Source organism: Mesorhizobium sp. 43Arga, from assembly GCF_053714255.1.
The window spans coordinates 42,135-59,735 of the sequence record NZ_JBSKBO010000014.1 but is presented as its reverse complement, the minus strand read 5'-3'; the positions used below and the strand labels follow the sequence as shown (position 1 = coordinate 59,735).

General features: G+C 63.1%; 16 protein-coding genes and 1 riboswitch. Of the genes, 10 read left to right on the top strand and 6 right to left on the bottom strand.

The window, feature by feature from the left end:
• Positions 1–73 precede the first annotated feature (73 nt).
• A complete protein-coding gene (locus ACWGS8_RS31610) occupies positions 74–2,086 on the bottom strand; it encodes an acetyl-CoA carboxylase biotin carboxylase subunit (protein WP_454584620.1) in 2,013 nt (670 codons plus the stop codon).
• Positions 2,087–2,285: 199 nt separating this feature from the next.
• Here ACWGS8_RS31610 and ACWGS8_RS31605 point away from each other — a divergent pair, with 199 nt between their 5' ends.
• From ACWGS8_RS31605 to ACWGS8_RS31580, 6 genes are all read left to right on the top strand, one after another.
• Positions 2,286–3,413, top strand: coding sequence for an S-(hydroxymethyl)glutathione dehydrogenase/class III alcohol dehydrogenase (locus tag ACWGS8_RS31605; RefSeq protein WP_454584619.1), 1,128 nt, complete (start codon positions 2,286–2,288; stop codon positions 3,411–3,413).
• Positions 3,414–3,480: 67 nt separating this feature from the next.
• The gene (gene gfa, locus ACWGS8_RS31600; protein ID WP_454584618.1) at positions 3,481–4,050 is read left to right on the top strand and encodes an S-(hydroxymethyl)glutathione synthase; all 570 of its coding nucleotides are present in this window, start codon (positions 3,481–3,483) and stop codon (positions 4,048–4,050) included.
• A 62-nt stretch (positions 4,051–4,112) separates the two neighbouring features.
• On the top strand, positions 4,113–4,580 hold the full coding sequence (locus tag ACWGS8_RS31595; protein WP_454584617.1) for a YaiI/YqxD family protein: 468 nt from the start codon (positions 4,113–4,115) through the stop codon (positions 4,578–4,580).
• Between the two features lie 31 nt (positions 4,581–4,611).
• Positions 4,612–5,289 (top strand): DUF1345 domain-containing protein, encoded by a 678-nt coding sequence (locus ACWGS8_RS31590; protein WP_454584616.1) that lies wholly within the window; start codon positions 4,612–4,614, stop codon positions 5,287–5,289.
• A gap of 97 nt (positions 5,290–5,386) precedes the next feature.
• Complete coding sequence (locus ACWGS8_RS31585; RefSeq protein ID WP_454584615.1) at positions 5,387–6,268, top strand: cytochrome b/b6 domain-containing protein; 882 nt, start codon at positions 5,387–5,389, stop codon at positions 6,266–6,268.
• A gap of 1 nt (position 6,269) precedes the next feature.
• A complete protein-coding gene (locus ACWGS8_RS31580; RefSeq protein ID WP_454584614.1) occupies positions 6,270–7,079 on the top strand; it encodes a molybdopterin-binding protein in 810 nt (269 codons plus the stop codon).
• A 48-nt stretch (positions 7,080–7,127) separates the two neighbouring features.
• Here ACWGS8_RS31580 and ACWGS8_RS31575 read toward each other — a convergent pair whose 3' ends face one another.
• A complete protein-coding gene (locus ACWGS8_RS31575; RefSeq protein ID WP_454584613.1) occupies positions 7,128–8,129 on the bottom strand; it encodes a hypothetical protein in 1,002 nt (333 codons plus the stop codon).
• Positions 8,130–8,408: 279 nt separating this feature from the next.
• A riboswitch (glycine riboswitch) is annotated at positions 8,409–8,495 on the top strand.
• 149 nt (positions 8,496–8,644) lie between these two features.
• Between ACWGS8_RS31575 and gcvT the strand changes: the two genes are divergently transcribed.
• The 3 genes from gcvT to gcvP are packed head-to-tail and all read left to right on the top strand — an operon-like array spanning position 8,645 to position 12,948.
• Positions 8,645–9,745, top strand: coding sequence for a glycine cleavage system aminomethyltransferase GcvT (gene gcvT / locus ACWGS8_RS31570; protein WP_454584612.1), 1,101 nt, complete (start codon positions 8,645–8,647; stop codon positions 9,743–9,745).
• A 5-nt stretch (positions 9,746–9,750) separates the two neighbouring features.
• A complete protein-coding gene (gene gcvH, locus ACWGS8_RS31565) occupies positions 9,751–10,119 on the top strand; it encodes a glycine cleavage system protein GcvH (protein WP_454584611.1) in 369 nt (122 codons plus the stop codon).
• Positions 10,120–10,134: 15 nt separating this feature from the next.
• Positions 10,135–12,948, top strand: a complete 2,814-nt coding sequence (gene gcvP, locus ACWGS8_RS31560) for an aminomethyl-transferring glycine dehydrogenase (RefSeq protein ID WP_454584610.1) — start codon at positions 10,135–10,137, stop codon at positions 12,946–12,948.
• Here the strand turns inward: gcvP and ACWGS8_RS31555 are convergent, their stop codons facing one another.
• The 4 genes from ACWGS8_RS31555 to ACWGS8_RS31540 all read right to left on the bottom strand — a co-directional run bounded on the left by ACWGS8_RS31555 (position 12,949) and on the right by ACWGS8_RS31540 (position 16,749).
• A complete protein-coding gene (locus tag ACWGS8_RS31555) occupies positions 12,949–14,124 on the bottom strand; it encodes a GGDEF domain-containing protein (RefSeq protein ID WP_454584609.1) in 1,176 nt (391 codons plus the stop codon). It abuts the gene before it with no gap.
• A gap of 174 nt (positions 14,125–14,298) precedes the next feature.
• Positions 14,299–14,772: a hypothetical protein gene (locus tag ACWGS8_RS31550; RefSeq protein ID WP_454584608.1), complete on the bottom strand. Its 474-nt coding sequence runs from the start codon at positions 14,770–14,772 to the stop codon at positions 14,299–14,301.
• Positions 14,773–14,929: 157 nt separating this feature from the next.
• On the bottom strand, positions 14,930–15,757 hold the full coding sequence (locus ACWGS8_RS31545) for a PA3715 family protein (protein WP_454584607.1): 828 nt from the start codon (positions 15,755–15,757) through the stop codon (positions 14,930–14,932).
• 146 nt (positions 15,758–15,903) lie between these two features.
• The gene (locus ACWGS8_RS31540; RefSeq protein WP_454584606.1) at positions 15,904–16,749 is read right to left on the bottom strand and encodes a LytTR family DNA-binding domain-containing protein; all 846 of its coding nucleotides are present in this window, start codon (positions 16,747–16,749) and stop codon (positions 15,904–15,906) included.
• Between the two features lie 182 nt (positions 16,750–16,931).
• On the opposite strand from ACWGS8_RS31540, the gene ACWGS8_RS31535 reads away from it, so the two are divergent.
• Complete coding sequence (locus ACWGS8_RS31535) at positions 16,932–17,567, top strand: DUF2306 domain-containing protein (protein WP_454584605.1); 636 nt, start codon at positions 16,932–16,934, stop codon at positions 17,565–17,567.
• Positions 17,568–17,601 lie beyond the last annotated feature (34 nt).

Genomic DNA, 17,601 nt, shown 5'->3' with positions numbered 1-17,601 from the left:
TGCGACGCAGTAGAACGGGGAAGCGCAGGTATCAGCCATTTGCAGGCCGGCCTCACCTGAATATCAACAGACCTCAGGCGAATTCCATGATCACAGCGTCCACCGCGAGACTGTCGCCCGGCTTGGCGTTGAGTTTCGAGACGACGAGGTCGCGTTCGGCGCGCAGCACGTTTTCCATCTTCATTGCCTCGACCACGGCCAAGGTCTCGCCGGCCTTGACTTCCTGGCCCTCGGTGACGGCGATCGACACGACAAGGCCGGGCATCGGGCAGAGCAGCAGTTTCGACGTATCCGGCGCCACCTTCTCCGGCATCAGCCGCTCCAGCTCGGCGATGCGCGGCAGCATGGCGCGCGCGGTCACCGACATGCCTTTCCAGGCGATGCGAAGACCGTTGGCGACTGGCCGGATCTGGGCGACGACGGAGCGCTTGCCGACCGTGCCGCGCCAGATCAGGTCGCCCGGCCGCCAGTCGGATGAAACGGTCAGCGCCTTGCCGCCGTCGATCGACAGGTCGATCTCCATCGGAATGGAGATCATGCCTTCGAGGATGGACACCTGGAGATAGTCGCCGCCGATCTTCACCACCCAGTCGCGCTTGAGCGCACCCGAATGCGGCGCCAGCCGACCGCCCAGCCGGTCGAGCCGGTCGCGGCGCAGCAGTTCCACGGCTGTCACGATCGAGGCGAGAACGGCCTTTTCCCCGCTATTCGGCACGACGGGCGCAAAACCGTCGGGATATTCCTCGGCGATGAAGCCGGTCGATATCGCCCCTTCCCGCCAGCGCGGATGCTGCATCAGCGCCGCCAGGAACGGGATATTGTGCTCGATACCGTCGACGACAAAACTGTCGAGCGCTTCCGACATGGCATCGATCGCCTCGATGCGCGTCGGCGCCCAGGTGCACAATTTGGCGAGCATCGGGTCGTAGAACATCGAAATCTCGGAGCCCTCGGTGACGCCGGTGTCGTTGCGGATGACGACATCGCCGAATTTCCCCTCCTCCGGTGGCCGGTAGCGCGTCAGCCGGCCGATCGACGGCAGGAAATTGCGATAGGGATCCTCGGCATAGAGCCGGCTTTCCACGGCCCAGCCATTCAGCTTGATGTCGCTTTGCTTCAAAGCGAGCTTCTCGCCGGCGGCGACGCGGATCATCTGTTCGACCAGATCGATGCCGGTGATGAGTTCTGTCACAGGGTGCTCGACCTGCAATCGTGTATTCATTTCAAGGAAATAGAAGTTCTTGTCCTTGTCGACGATGAACTCGACCGTACCGGCGCTCTGGTAGTCGACAGCCTTGGCCAGCGCCACCGATTGTTCGCCCATGGCCTTGCGCGTCTTGGCGTCGAGGAATGGCGACGGCGCTTCTTCAGCCACCTTCTGGTTGCGGCGCTGAATCGAGCATTCACGCTCGCCGAGATAGAGCGCATTGCCATGCGCGTCGGCGAGCACCTGGATCTCGATATGGCGTGGATCGACGACGAACTTTTCGATGAATACGCGGTCGTCGCCGAACGAACTCCTGGCTTCGGAGCGCGCCCGGTCGAAACCGTCGCGCACTTCCGACTGGTTCCAGGCGATGCGCATGCCCTTGCCGCCGCCGCCGGCCGACGCCTTGATCATCACGGGATAGCCGATCTCGCCGGCGATCTTTTCCGCATGGTCGGCATTCTCGATGACGCCAAGCCAGCCGGGCACGGTCGAAACCTTGGCGGCATTGGCGAATTTCTTCGATTCGATCTTGTCGCCCATCGCCCTGATCGCCTTGGGCTTCGGGCCGATGAAGACGATACCTTCCTTCTCCAGCGCCTCGCAGAAAGACGCGCGCTCGGACAGGAAGCCATAACCGGGATGCACGGCCTGAGCCCCGGTTTCCTTGCAGGCGGCGATGATCTTTTCAGGGACAAGATAACTCTGCGCGGCGGGCGAAGGCCCGATATGCACCGCCTCGTCGGCCATCTCGACATGCACCGCATCGCGATCGGCATCGGAATAGACGGCGACCGTGGCAATCCCCATCTTGCGCGCCGTCTTGATGACGCGACAGGCGATCTCGCCACGGTTGGCGATCAGGATTTTCGTGAACATGCTGAGGTCATTCCCCTCCGGTCGGTCGTTCCTTTTATGGCCTGTGCTTGCGGGGTCAAGCCGACCATGCAAATCACTGGCTTTCAATCGATTTGCGATTCCAATTCATCGCTGTGGCCCAGTTCAGGCACCAGCTTCCAGTTGATCGTGTCGATAAAACCTGAAACCTTGGAAAAAAATTCGCATTGGAGGACGCCTGATGAAAACCCGTGCCGCTGTCGCCGTCGCCGCCGGAAAGCCGCTGGAGATCATGGAGGTCGACCTCGAAGGGCCGCGCGACGGCGAGGTGCTGGTCGAGATCAAGGCGACAGGCATCTGCCATACCGACGAGTTCACCTTGTCGGGCGCTGATCCTGAAGGGCTGTTCCCGGCCATTCTCGGCCATGAGGGCGCCGGTGTCGTGGTCGATGTCGGCAAGGGTGTCACCTCGGTCAAGAAGGGCGACCATGTCATCCCGCTCTATACGCCGGAATGCCGGCAGTGCCCGTCCTGCCTGTCGAGAAAGACCAATCTGTGCACGGCAATCCGCGCCACGCAGGGCCAGGGCCTGATGCCCGACGGCTCGTCGCGCTTCTCGATCGGCAAGGACAAGATCTTCCATTACATGGGTTGTTCGACCTTCTCCAACTTCACCGTTCTGCCGGAGATCGCGGTGGCCAAGGTCAATCCGGACGCCCCCTTCGACAAGATCTGCTATATAGGCTGCGGCGTCACCACCGGCATTGGCGCCGTCATCAACACCGCCAAGGTCGAACAAGGCGCGACGGCGGTGGTCTTCGGCCTCGGCGGCATCGGCCTCAACGTCATCCAGGGCCTGAAACTCGCAGGCGCCGACATGATCATCGGCGTCGATTTGAACAACGACAAGAAGGCTTGGGGCGAGCGGTTCGGCATGACGCATTTCGTCAATCCGAAGGAGATTGACGGCGACATCGTCCCTCACCTCGTCAACATGACTAAGCGCGGCGCCGACCAGATCGGCGGCGCCGACTACACGTTCGACTGTACCGGCAACACCAAGGTGATGCGCCAGGCGCTGGAAGCCTCGCATCGCGGCTGGGGCAAATCGGTCATCATTGGCGTCGCCGGCGCCGGCCAGGAAATCTCGACGCGCCCGTTCCAGCTGGTCACGGGCCGCACCTGGATGGGCACCGCTTTCGGCGGCGCGCGTGGCCGCACCGACGTGCCGAAGATCGTCGACTGGTACATGGACGGCAAGATCCAGATCGACCCGATGATCACCCATTTGCTGAAGCTGGAAGACATCAACAAGGGGTTCGACCTCATGCATGAGGGCAAGTCGATCCGCAGCGTCGTCGTTTACTGAAGCAAGCCACACGCCGCCGACCGACCGGCCAGCGACCTCTGTGGTTCAAAACTGGGAGGAGAAAAGAATGGCGGAGAAACTGCATCCGAAAATCGACAATGGCCTGCCCAAGGAGAGCGCGAGCTTTGCCAGCGGCACGCTGGTCTGCGCCTGCACCAGCAAGCCGGTCAAGGTGAAGGTCAAGGGGCAGATCGCCCACAACCACGCCTGCGGCTGCACCAAATGCTGGAAGCCGGAAGGCGCCATATTCTCGGTCGTTGCCGTTGCCGGCACCGGCGACGTCAGCGTCATCGAGAACGGCGACAAGCTGAAAGTGGTCGACGCTAGCGCGCTGATCCAGCGCCATGCCTGCACCGGCTGCGGCGTCCACATGCACGGCCCCGTCGAGCGCGACCATGCGTTCAAGGGCCTGACCTTCATCCACCCCGAGCGCTTCGTCGAGGATGGCTGGTCACCGCCAGGCTTCACCGCCTTCGTCTCGTCGATCATCGAATCCGGTGTCGATCCAAAACGGATGGACGGCATCCGCGCCCAGCTGAAGTCGATCGGACTGGAGCCGTATGACTGCCTCAACCCCGGCCTGATGGACTATATCGCCACCTGGACGGCAAAGAAGTCCGGCGCCTTGCCGGCCTGAACGCTGTATGATTTCAGGCAGGGGCCGGACACGTTCCGGCCCCTGCCCGTTTCGGAGAGACAATGTCCGCACCTGCCATCTACGTCGACGCCGATGCCTGCCCGGTCAAGGCCGAGGTCGAAAAGGTGGCCGAGCGCCTTGGCGTCGTCGTCACCTACGTCTCCAATGGCGGCTTGCGGCCATCGCGCGATCCGATGATCCGCAATGTCGTGGTCTCCAAGGGCGCCGACGCCGCCGACGATTGGATCGTCGAGAACGCCACATCCAACGACATCGTGATCACGGCGGACATTCCGCTTGCCGCCCGCGCGGTGGCGCTTGGCGCACATGTGCTTGGCCCCACCGGCCGGCCTTTCACGCCGGAAACGATCGGCATGGCGGTGGCGATGCGCGACCTCAAGCAGCATTTGCGAGAGACCGGTGAAAGCAAGGGCTACAATGCCAGCTTCGCACCCCAGGACCGTTCGCGGTTCCTCGGTGAACTCGACCGCATCTTGCGGCGCGCGCTGAAATCCGCCACACCCGGCTAGAAACCGAGCGCGATCCAGGGTGGAGACCGCCATGGCCACCGAAACCCCGATCCAGAAACCCATGCAGCGCCATATGCTGTTCGCAATGTCGGCATGTTTCGGCGCGTTTGCGCTCCTCGTGGCGCTGCTGCTGCACGCCCCGCTCGCCTACTCGATCGGCGCCAATGCCTTTTTCGCGGCCTACGTCATTCTTGTCGTCAGCCAGATGCCCAAATTCACCGGCAAATATCTGAGCAAGAATGCCCGCGCCACCGACCAGCCGGTGCTGGTCATCTTCGCGGTGACGCTGATCGTCGTTGTCGTCGCCGTTGTCTCGTTGTTCCTGCTTATCAACCAGAAGAACAGAGGCAATTCCGTCGAACTCGGTTTCGCGCTGCTGTCGATCCCGCTTGGCTGGTTCACCATCCATGCCATGGCCGCGCTTCACTATGCGCATGTCTACTGGATGGACGGCGATGCGGTGGACGCTGAAACCGAGAAAAAGATCCCGGTCGGCGGACTGCTGTTCCCGGGTGACAAGCGGCCGGAAGGCTGGGACTTTCTATATTTCTCAGCCGTCATCGGCATGACGGCACAGACCGCCGACACCAACATCTCGACCACACATATGCGTTGTGTCGTGCTCGTCCATTCGATCCTGTCGTTCTTTTTCAACACCGTCATTGTCGCCGCCGCCGTCAATCTCGCCGTCAGCCTGGGCTCTCCGTAATAAATCCGTGATCGGATGAAACATTGGTTTGGATTGCGACGTATCAGGAGGACAATGAACGCGCAGGCCACGCCGTAAGGCCGGGAGACGAGACAAGATGGAATCCGTTGCCAGAAGCCAATCCGCCACCGGACCGGACGCTCCCGTGTCGAGCGACAGCACGTTGATCTACCGGCAGTCGCGCTGGACGCGGCTGACTCACTGGATCTGGGCCATTTCGCTGTTCTTCATGCTGCTTTCCGGCTTGCAGATCTTCAACGCCCGGCCGCAACTCTACATCGGGAAGCAATCCGGCTTCGGCTACAACAACACCATCTTCGAAATCGGCGCCGTGAACACCGACGCCGGGCCGCGCGGCTACACCGAAATCCTCGGGCACCGCTTCGACACGACGGGCGTGCTCGGCTGGTCGGGTCCGCCAGGCAACGAGACGGCGCGCGGCTTCCCGTCCTGGGCGACCATCCCGTCCTATTATGACCTCGGCACCGCCCGCGTCGTGCATTTCTTCTTCGCCTGGATCCTGACGACGACCTTGCTCGTCTGGCTGGTCGCCAGCCTGGTCAACGGCCATATCAGGCGCGATCTCGCTCCGCGCCTGGACGACCTCAAGCGGCTGCCGCGTGACATCGTCGACCACGCCAAACTGAAATTCCACCACACGCGCGAATACAACACCTTGCAGAAGATGGCTTATGGCGGCGTGCTGTTCGTGCTGTTGCCGCTGATGATCATCACCGGCCTTGCCATGTCGCCCAGCATGGATTCGGTGCTGCCCTTCCTCAACGAGGTGCTCGGCGGCCGGCAGACGGCGCGCACCATCCATTTCACCGTCATGCTGCTGCTGGTCGGCTTCTTCATCATCCACATTCTGATGATCCTGGCCGCCGGCCCGATCAACGAATTGCGCTCGATCATCACCGGCTGGTACCGCACCGACCCTCCCGCGCATGACGACAAGACGACCGAGAGGAGTGCCTGACATGGCGAAGTTTGAGATCAGCCCCAATTTTCAGATCAGTCGAAGGAAATTCCTGACCGCCGCCAGCCTTGGCGCCTCCGGCATCATGCTGTCGGGCTGCGACGCCTTCGACAGCCAGTTGAGCATCGGCAGCGGCCTTCGCAGTTTCCTCGAAAACGCCAATGGCCTGACATATCGCGCGCAACGCCTGCTTGCCGGCCGTGAGGCGCTGGCGCCGGAATTCACCGAGGCCGATATCCGCCAGCCGCAGCGGCCGAATGGCGTCACCGCCCCTGACGACGACCCCTACAAGGGCCTGCTCGCCAACAATTTCGCCGACTGGCGATTGGAGGTGTCGGGTCTTGTCGAAAAGCCGCTGTCGCTCAGCCGCGAGCAGCTTCAGAACATGCCGAGCCGCACCCAGATCACCCGCCACGACTGCGTCGAGGGCTGGAGCTGCATCGCCAAATGGACCGGCACGCCGCTGTCCCTGGTGCTCGACGAGGCGGTTGTCAAGCCGCAGGCGCGTTACGTCATGTTTCATTGCCTCGACACGATCGACCGCAGCCTGTCGGGCGACATCAAATATTATGGCACGATCGACCTGATCGACGCCCGCCACCCGCAGACGATCCTGGCCTACGGCCTGAACGGCAAACCGCTCCCGGTCGAGAACGGCGCCCCGCTGCGCGTCCGCGTCGAGCGTCAGCTCGGCTACAAGATGCCGAAATACCTCTACAAGATCGAACTGGTCGACGGCTTCGCCAATGTCGGTGGCGGCCGCGGCGGCTACTGGGAAGACAATGGCTACGACTGGTACGGCGGGATTTGATGACCCGGATATTAATGCACTGCGATCCGTGACTTAATCCGTAGAGCCTCAAGCCACTTTGTCGAGCAGCGGCCTCAGCGCCGGATGGATCTCGGGCGAAGCATGCTTGATCAGGGTCAGCAGCGCGCGCTCGTTCTCGTATAAAGGGCGGTTCGTCCCGATGTGCTCGATCAGCCATTTGGCTTCGCTGGCGTCGATCGTCTCGGCGCGGCGGGCGAGGGCCTCGGCCGCTCTGTTCTTGGCCTCCCATTCGGCCTCGATGTCATCTGGGGACCGGTAGGCCTCAATGATGCCGGCGAGGCCCTCGGACACCATGCGGCTGAAGAAGCCGCCGATTTCCGGCTCGGTATGTTCGAGGAAACTCTCTTGGCGCAGCGCCACGTCGCGTGTCGGGGCTTCGTAGCCGGCGGAACACATGACGAAATTGGCGATGGCCTTGACGAACAGGTCGTTCCAGGACGGGTCGTTCTTGGCCTGGGCGGTCTGCTCATTGATCCTGAACAGCACCTCGGCCTCGCCGCGGGTGATGGCGATGTTGCCGTCGCCGCCATGGGCGTAGAGGATGCGCCGCAGCAATTCGACTTCCGCCTTGGCGATCAGTCCGGGCACCAGCGCGCCCCTCAGCATCAGCGGCCCCTTGCCGTCGATGACGGCGTGCGCAACCTGCTCCAGCGCATAGACGCAAAGCTTGCCGGGCGAGGATCTCGCCTTTTCCAGCACGTGGACCAGCAGTTCGAGTTCGGTGCGGCTGTCGACCATGCCGTCGCGCGAAATGGCGCGGACAAGCCAGTCGGCATTGTCCTGCGAGATATAGCCGGATGGCTTTTCCTGGTGGACGATGTAGTCGGTCACCGCCTCGACGAAGAACGGTGTCCACTCCGCGCATTTGTCCTGGGCCGTCTGGTCGAGCGCGAACAGCGCCTCGGCCTCGCCTCGCGCCACCACGCCATCGGCGAACACGTCGCGGCGCAACATCAGCACGTCCTCCGGGGCAATGCGATTCTTCGAGGTCAGCCCCGCCACCGGCGCGCTCATGATCAATTCGCCCATTGTCGTCCCCGTCCGCCCCTAAAGCGTTACATCGGCCTGCTATATCAGGAGTGTCTTGAGAAACCGGCAAACGGCGTGGTTAGCGAAGACTTGTCGGCCAATGCATGTCGCCCAAAAGTGCGTAGCGGTTTTGGGAGAACGACATGCATCAAAACAAAGAGCTAAAGCGCATCGCCTGAATCCGTTTCAGCGCGAAGCACCTTTAGATGTCGCTGGGAGGTGACAAGGTGTCGCCGACGGGCTATGGATGGCGCGTCGAGGACTCGGGATTCTGAGTCCTACCTGTTTGCGGGAGAGAGCAGCGAGAGCTGCCGCCGAAGGGGAAATCGCCCGAAATCTCTCAGGCAAAAGAACCGTAGACGGGAAAGACACTCTGGAAAGTCGGGGCTTGCCCCCGCGCCGAAGGTGTAAGCGCCGCTGACAGAGTTCCGGTTGCGCGAGTCTCTCAGGCTTCAGACAGAGGGGCACGGACTGGTCGCCATTCGCGGCCGATTGCGTGCGACTCTGGAGACGACATGACGGGCGACGACTCAAAACACCTTCCCCTCGAAGATATCCACACAGCCGCCGGTGCGCGCTTCGGCGCCTTTGCCGGCTGGTCGATGCCGCTGACCTATCCGGCCGGCGTCATGAAGGAGCATCTGCACACCCGCGAGCATGCCGGTCTCTTCGATATCTCGCATATGAAACTGTTCGAGGTCAGCGGACCGCAAGCGGTTGCGCTGCTCGACCGCGCTTGTCCGCTGGATGCCGGCGCGCTCGAAATCTCGCAGTCGAAACTGTCCTTTTTCCTCAATGAGGCCGGCGGCATCCTGGACGACCTGATCGTCACCCGGCTCGGCGACACCAGGTTCATGGTGGTTGCCAATGCCGGAAACGCCGTCACCGACGAAAAGCATCTGCGTGAACTGGCCGCGAATTTTGATGTGAAGGTCGAGCCGCTCGACCGCGTCTTCCTGGCCATCCAGGGACCCGAGGCCTGGGCCGTGCTGTCCCGCGCCGGCATCGAGACCGGCTCGCTGCTGTTCATGCATGGGGTCGAGCCGCGGAAAGACTGGTTCATGAGCCGATCGGGCTACACCGGCGAAGACGGTTTCGAGATCGGTTTGCCGGAGGCGGACGCGCGGGATTTGGTCACGAAGCTGCTCGAGGATGAGCGCGTTCTGTGGATCGGCCTTGCCGCGCGCGACAGCCTGCGGCTTGAGGCCGGTCTCTGCCTGCATGGCCAGGACATCACGCCCGAGACCGACCCGGCCGCGGCCGCGCTGATGTGGGCAATCCCCAAGGACATCAGAGCGTCCGGCGCCTTTATCGGCGGCGACGCCTTGCGCGCCGCCGTCGAACGCGGCCCGGCGCAAAAGCGCGTCGGCTTGAAACCGGAGGGTCGCCAGCCGGTGCGCGCCGGTGCCGCCCTGTTCGACGCCGAAGGCAATCCTGCCGGCCATGTCACATCGGGCGGCTTCGGCCCCTCGGCCGGCCATCCGGTCGCCATGGGCTATGTCGCCGCATCGCTGGCAAAGCCCGCCACACGGGTGTTCGCCGAGGTACGCGGCACGAAGATCCCCGTCGATATCACTCCCCTGCCCTTCACCCCTCATCGCTACCGCAAAGGATGAACTCAATGGCAAAGACCTATTTCACATCAGATCACGAATGGCTCCGCGTCGAAGGCGGTATCGCCACTGTCGGCATCACCGACTACGCGCAGGAGCAGCTCGGCGACCTCGTCTTCGTCGAGCTGCCGGAAACGGGAAAGAAGCTGACCAAGGGCGACACCGCCGTCGTGGTCGAATCCGTCAAGGCGGCCTCCGACGTTTACGCGCCGGTCGACGGAGAGATCACCGAGGCCAACGGCACGCTGTCTTCCGACCCGTCGCTGGTCAACTCGGCGGCAACCAGCGCCGGCTGGCTGTGGAAGATGAAGCTAGCCGACGAAAGCCAACTCGCCAGCCTCATGGATGAGGCCGCCTACAAAGCCCATATCGCCTGAAATCAGGACACAGAGATGATGACCGCAGCACTCACCCCCTTCTCGGCTCGCCATATCGGTCCTGGCGTCAACGATGTCAGGGCCATGCTTGCCGTTATCGGCGTCCCCTCCGTCGAGACGCTGATCAGCCAGGCTGTACCACAGTCGATTCGCCTCGACCTGCCGCTGACCTTGCCCGCGCCGGCCAGCGAAGCCGAAGCGCTGGCCGAATTGTCGGCCATCATGGCGAAGAACACGGTGCTGAAAAGCTTCATCGGCGCCGGCTATCACGGCGTCCACGTGCCGCCGGTCATCCAGCGCAATCTGTTCGAGAATCCGGCCTGGTACACGGCCTACACGCCCTATCAGGCCGAGATCAGCCAGGGACGTCTGGAAATGCTGTTCAATTTCCAGACCTTGGTCGCCGAATTGACCGGCCTGCCGGTAGCATCCGCCTCGCTGCTCGATGAGGCCACCGCGGTCGCCGAAGCGGTCGGCATTGCGCTGCGCCACCACCGCGACAAGCGCAGCAAGGTGGCGTTCGCCGGCACGCCGCATCCGCAGACGCTGGATGTGGTGCGCACCCGCGCCGAACCGCTCGGCATCGAGATCGACGGCGAGACCATCGACGACAACACCGCTGCCCTGCTCGTCTCCTGGCCCGACACCTTTGGCGTCTATGGCGACCACAAGGCCGCGATCGACAAGGCCCGCGCCTCCGGCGCGCTGGTCGTCTTCATCGCCGATCCGCTTGGCCTGACGCTGACCGATGCGCCGGCGAAACTCGGAGCCGACATTGCCGTCGGCCCGATGCAGCGCTTCGGCGTGCCGATGGGCTTTGGCGGCCCGCACGCCGCTTACTGCGCCGTCTCCGATAAGCTGACGCGCCTGATGCCCGGCCGCCTCGTCGGCCAGTCGACCGACAGCAAGGGCCGGCCCGGCTATCGCTTAGCCTTGCAGACACGCGAACAGCACATCCGCCGCGACAAGGCGACCTCCAACATCTGTACAGCGCAGGCGCTGCTCGCCAACATGGCGACGGCCTATGCCATCTGGCACGGCCCCGCCGGGCTGCAGGCGATTGCCGGGCGCATCCACGCTCTGGCCAACCGTCTGGCGAGCGGCCTCAACGCGGCGGGCGTTTCGGTGATAGGCGCCAGCCGCTTCGACACGGTGACGGTGGAGGCGAAAGGCAAGGCCGCGCAAATCGCCGAGGCTGCCGAAAAGACCGGTCGGCTGCTGCGCGTCCTCGACGCCGACCATGTCGGCATCGCCTTCGACGAGACCTCGACCGATGCGGATCTCGATGCAATCGCTTCCCTGTTCGGCGCCAAGGCTGTTCCCTCGGCCGACAGCACCGTTCCCGGCAAGCCGCGTGGAAAAGAGTTTCTGACCCAGCCGGTCTTCAACGAGAACAAGTCGGAAACCGACATGATGCGCCTGCTGCGCCGGTTGGCCGACAAGGACCTGGCGCTCGACCGCTCCATGATCCCGCTCGGCTCCTGCACCATGAAGCTCAACGCGGCGGCCGAGATGATGCCGGTGAGTTGGCCAAGCATCGCCAATCTGCATCCCTTCGCGCCGGCCAGCCATTCGGCCGGCTACCGCGCCATGATCGGCGAACTGGAAGGCTGGCTATCCGAAATCACCGGCTTCGACGCGGTCAGCCTGCAGCCCAATGCCGGCAGCCAGGGCGAATATGCCGGCCTGCTCGCCATCCGCACCTATCATCGCTCGCGCGGTGAGGGCCATCGCACCGTCTGCCTGATCCCCTCCTCCGCGCACGGCACCAATCCGGCAAGCGCGGCGATGGCCGGCATGAGCGTCGTCGTCGTGCGCTGCCTGGAGGACGGCAATATCGACATGGACGATATGCGGGCCAAGGCCAACGAGCATTCCAAGAATCTCGCCGCGCTGATGTTCACCTATCCCTCGACGCATGGCGTCTACGAAGAAGGCGCCCGCCATCTCTGCGCCCTCATCCACGAGCATGGCGGCCAGGTCTATTTCGACGGCGCCAACCTCAACGCGCTGGTCGCGCTCGCCCGGCCCGCCGATATCGGCGCCGATGTCTGCCATATGAACCTGCACAAGACCTTCTGCATCCCGCATGGCGGCGGCGGCCCAGGTGTCGGCCCGATCGGCGTCAAGGCGCATCTGAAGCCTTATCTGCCGGGCCATGTCACCGAAGGCTTGGCGCATGCCGTGTCTGCGGCACCCTTCGGCAGCGCTTCCATCCTGCCCATCACCTGGATGTATATCCGCATGATGGGCGCCGCCGGACTGAAACAGGCGACGGAGACCGCCATCGTCTCGGCCAACTACGTGGCGACACGGCTCGCGCCGCACTTCCCGCTGCTCTACAAGGGCCGGCATGATCGCATCGCGCATGAATGCATCCTCGACACCCGCGTGCTCAAGGAGCGCGCCGGCATCAGCGTCGACGATATCGCCAAGCGCCTGATCGACTACGGCTTCCACGCGCCGACCATGTCGTTTCCGGTCGCCGGCACGCTGATGGTCGAGCCGACGGAATCCGAGCCCAAGCGCGAACTCGACCGCTTCTGCGAGGCGATGATCGCCATTGCCGGCGAAGCCGCCAAAGTCGCCAGGGGCGACTGGCCGTTGGCCGACAACCCGCTGGTCAACGCGCCGCACACCGCCGCCGAGACACTGGCCGGCCAGTGGACCCATCCCTACTCGCGCCTGGAAGCGGCCTATCCCGCCGGCGACGCCGATACGGCAGCCAAGTACTGGCCGCCGGTGTCGCGCATCGACAATGTCGCCGGCGACCGCAATCTGGTCTGCTCCTGCCCGCCGCTGTCAGATTATCTGGGCGCGGCTGAATAACTAGGCTGAGCGCAAGGCCGGCTTGACCGGTTCGGCCTTGCCCATTCTCTTCCGGCTGATGACGCGGTTTCGGCCAGCGCGCTTGGCCGCGTAGAGCGCGGCGTCCGCCTCGGCCAGCACCTCGTCGAGGCGGCTGCCGTCTGCGCCGCCAAAGCCGATGCCGCCGCTGACCGTGCTGCGCAACGGACCGAGCGGGGTAGCAACGATTTCGGTGCCGAAGGCGACGCCGATCTTGCTGGCGAGATCATGGGCCCGCTCTTCCGTCATCCGCGACATGACGATGGCGAACTCCTCGCCGCCCAGGCGAAAGGCGTCGACGCCGGTCCTGGCATATTTCCGGATGACGGCGGCGAAGCGGCACAGCACCTGGTCCCCGACCGGGTGACCGTAAATGTCGTTCGTCCTCTTGAAGTGATCGAGGTCGAACATGACGACCGCCATGAAGGGACCGAAGGGCCGCTCGCCATGGAGCGACATCAACCCGCGACGGTTCATCAGCCCGGTCAATGGATCGGTCATCGTCTCGGCCTTCAGCTCGATCTGCGCCTGCAGATGGTGCAGCGAGAGCGTCAGGGCGCCCAGACCGGTCATGCAGGCCACCGCCACGACGGAATTCAGACGTTCGGCCCAGTTGTCAGGCGCCGCCCCGAGCGTCCATTGCCCCTTGGCCATCAGAACCACACCGCAAAGGGCAAACGACACCGCGCAGGTGCCGCTCAGAAACGAAACCACCAGCAGGATCCGGCGATCGTGGCTGCCATTGACCCAGAACATGGCTCCGATCGTCGACAGCAGCACCGTCACCGTTGCGTAGGTGACGATGAAGCCGACGCCGTCAAGACCGAGAGAGGTGAAGGCCGCGCAGACTGCCATGGCGGCAAGTGTCGGCACGATCGCTCGCCTGTGACCCGGGACGCCGAGATACTGCATGGCCGAAAGGCAGATGATCAGGAAGCCCAGGCTGAGCAGCGCCAGCGCGATCTGGCAAAGCAGCGGATCGGGCTCCTTGGTGTAGCGCCAGAACAGGACCACATGCGCGACAAGCACGAGAATGCCGCATGCCACCGTCAGCACGAAACGCGCCTGCGGCGCGGTGAGCCAGATGGCAAACATGGTGACGGCCAGGCATGTGCCCGACAGCGCGGCCGCGAGCAGGAGCGAACTGAAATCCAGCATATCGGGCGGAGGCCTCTCCAGCGTCGGCGATTAGGCCGCATTCTAGGTCAGCGGCAGCCCTCGAACATGGTTTTCAGCCGATCTTTCGACCCAAGCTGCGTTTAGGGTTTACAAAGCGTCGACAGTGCCTGTCCGGAAATCGGACCCTTGGCCGGCGCGAGGATCAAACGCGCATCAGCCCTTGTTCAGCAAGGCGAGATTGGCGTTGACGACCGTCGGGTCGGCCATGCCGGCCTTCGCCTCGAGCAGCAGTGCCCTGGCCTTCTTCTTGTTGCCACGCAGCAGTTGCGAATAGCCCATATTGTTGACGATCTGCGGTTTGCGGCCGGCGACCTTCAGGAGCTGGCCATAGGCGCGGTCGGCAAAGTCGAAGCGGCCGAGCTCGTCATACGAGGCGGCCAGCCCCATCCAGGCCTCCGCATTGTCGGCCTTCAGCTCGACGGCCTTGCGGAAATGCTGTTCGGCGAGACCATAATTGGCGTCGCGAAACTGCGCCTTGCCCTGTGCCAGGTCGGATGTGTCGACATCCTTCGCCTTCGGCTGGATCGCGGTCGTCTTGGTCGTGTCGACGTTGGTGTTCGTCGTGCACCCAGTGATCATCAGGACGGCCGCCATCGTGGCCACCGCCGCAAATTGTGTCTGACGCATGCCCTGCCCCGTCGCCCGATTTGCCGGGTCGTTCTTCAGGTAAAGACATTAGAGCAAAGCGATTAAGCTTCGGTGCCGAAATGCAGCTAAGATTTGGTTCCCGCGATACCAGCCATTAACCACCGGACCCAACGCCTCAAGCGGACGCGGGGCGGTCTCAGGGCGGGTCGATTGCCTTGAGCTCGGCCGGAACCGGGTAGCGGCTGCCGTCATAGCGCAGCCGGTAGGTCCGGCTCACCGGCTTGCCGGGGTGCGACTGGCACTCGCCATCCTTGTCGGGGAGCGGCTCGTCGGTATCCTTCCGCTCGACCGCGATGATGTCATGGTAGCCGCGATGGATCCTCGGGCTCATCGTCAGGCTGACCTGGCTGGAATGAAAGGATCCCGCGCAACTGGTGTCGCCTTCGCCGCCATGGCCGGCTACGGCAAGCCCGTCGAGCACCGCGCGCAGCGCGTTGCCTGTTATGGCGTAAAGCCGCAGGTCGGTTTCGTCGAAGGGATTGGGCTGTGAATGGTTGGCCATGTCGACGCGCAGGCCGAAGGCGGTGACACCGGGCGCCAACCCATATCGGGCCGTATCGAATTCGATGCCACGGATGGCGACCGCATCGTCATTCATCAGCCTGGGCTGGAGCAGGCGCTGGCGCACCTGCAGGGTCTTCCTGCCGACGACCAGAAGCTCGATGTCGCCAACATGCTGGCCGTTGACGGATTGGGCGCTGTCGATCAGCGGCACCGCGACCAGCAGAAGATCGTCATGGGCGGGCCAAACCCTGCAGACCAGGCCAGGCATACCGTCCTGAGGGACTGCGAGCGGGATGCTGGTATGCGGTTCGAGCGTGAACGAGCGGCCGTCGGCGCTCTTTTGAACCTTGGGATAAGCCTGCCGCAACAGCGCGGCAGCATCGCCGCAATCATCGGCCGCGGCCAGGGCAGGCCACAGGCTGGCTGCGGCGAGAGCGGCGGCACACAACAATATTCGCATGGGATTCTCACGTCGCGGGGCCGCGTTCAGGCAGGATGATGGTTGTCCGTCACTGCTCCGGATTTGTCGACTCTCATTTGCTGATATTGCAAATGCCGGCGCTATTTGAATCGTAGTTCCTTTGCGATATTCGACAGTGGCGCCTGTTACTTCTGTTTTAGCCGGCGCAGCGCCTCCGGGAAGCGGCGTGAGAGGGGCGCCTCGCAGCCGCCGGGGAGATCCAGGTGCATGTCACCTGAACCGGCGGGACGAAGGCCTGTTACGCGCGCCCTGTTGACCAACCAGGATCGATGCGTGCGTTCGAATCCGGATGGGACCAGTCGTTCCGCATAGGAGGAAAGCGTTCCACGAACAAGCGGTCGGCGGCCGTCTTCCAGCAGCACTTCCACATAGTTGCCGGCGGCGTGCAGAGCCAATACCGCTCGCAGAGGGACGCGTATCTTACGCGCCCCCATGTCGATATCGAAAACAGGTTCAGTCTCGAACCGCGGGGCGGCTTCGCGCTTGGCGCTCACTGCGCGCGAACGGAAGGCGGCCAGGCAAGCCGCGATGATCACGTAAGTCAGCACATCCTTCCGATATTCATAGAGCCAATCGCCGAGCGCAAACTGGTAGTGGGCACCCATCACGCCGTAGATGGCCTCTCTGAGCGCCACCATGCCCAGCACATGTTGCGCCGAGAAGCAGAGACTGGCCAAGGCGTGAACCAATGCCACGCCGCCCCAGTGCATCCGCCCTGGACTTGCGAGCCGCAGAGCCGACGCAATGATCCACACTGCCGCCAAAGCCGACAGGCCGCTCGACGCCTCGGCTACGCTCGGGATCCACAATGCGACGCCGGGGCCGTGATGGAGCGAATTGTGTACGAGGGTGAACACATTGGACAGATCGATCACCGCTACGCCGGCCGCGATCATCCCGAATGATGCAGCGTCCAGCCCAAATAGAGCGCCTTTTGTCACGTTGAGAATGCTATTCGGCCCAGCACTCATCCGTTCATCCCTGTTCTCGCGCCGGTGGTCCCGCGATCCTTGTCCGCCAGAACGGTTCAATCATAGTGCGCCTTCCCCTCCGGGGAAATACCCGCGGTAAGACCAAACGGCTTCACCGATAGCAGCGGCAAGGTGCGATACAGATGCAGAAGAGGTACTTCCCCCGAATTGGGCGAGGCGTTATGGCGGTGCTCGGCACAGTCGTGGCCGTGCACGCCTTGCGATACTACGCCACATTGGAAAACGCATGGTTCGGCATCGATCCGGACATCAAGGCAGTGATACTGCACGTGCCGCTGCAAGCGTTGACGCACATGCTTATAGCCCCTGCCGCCCTGATACTGGGACCACTCCAATTCTACCCGCAGCTACGTGCGTCCCATCCGACGCTGCATCGGTGGTCCGGCCGCGTTTACGTCCTGGCGTGTGTTGTAAGTGGAGCGGGAGCACTGACCACGTCACCATTTGCTTCGGGCGGCTGGGTCGCCGGTCTCGGCTTCGGGATTCTCGCGGTATTGTGGATCGGCACGACGGTGGCCGCTTGGATTTCGGCCGTATGGAGAGCGTTTGAGTGGCATCGGCTGCTTATGCGGTTCAGCTACGCGTTGACCTTCGGAGCCGTAGTCCTTCGCCTGCAGATACCGATCGGTTTCGCGTTGGGATACGGCAGCTATTCCAGCATGTCTCCGGTTCTGGCGTTCACTTCGTGGATACCCAATGTCTTGATAGTCGCGCTGTATTCGGTGTTAGAATCTCGGCGGCGTCCTCGGCTGTTCAATGAAGCTCCCGAACCAAAACATGAATTACGGAGGCAGTGAACCTTAACCCGTGGCGTGGGAGCAGGCACTATTC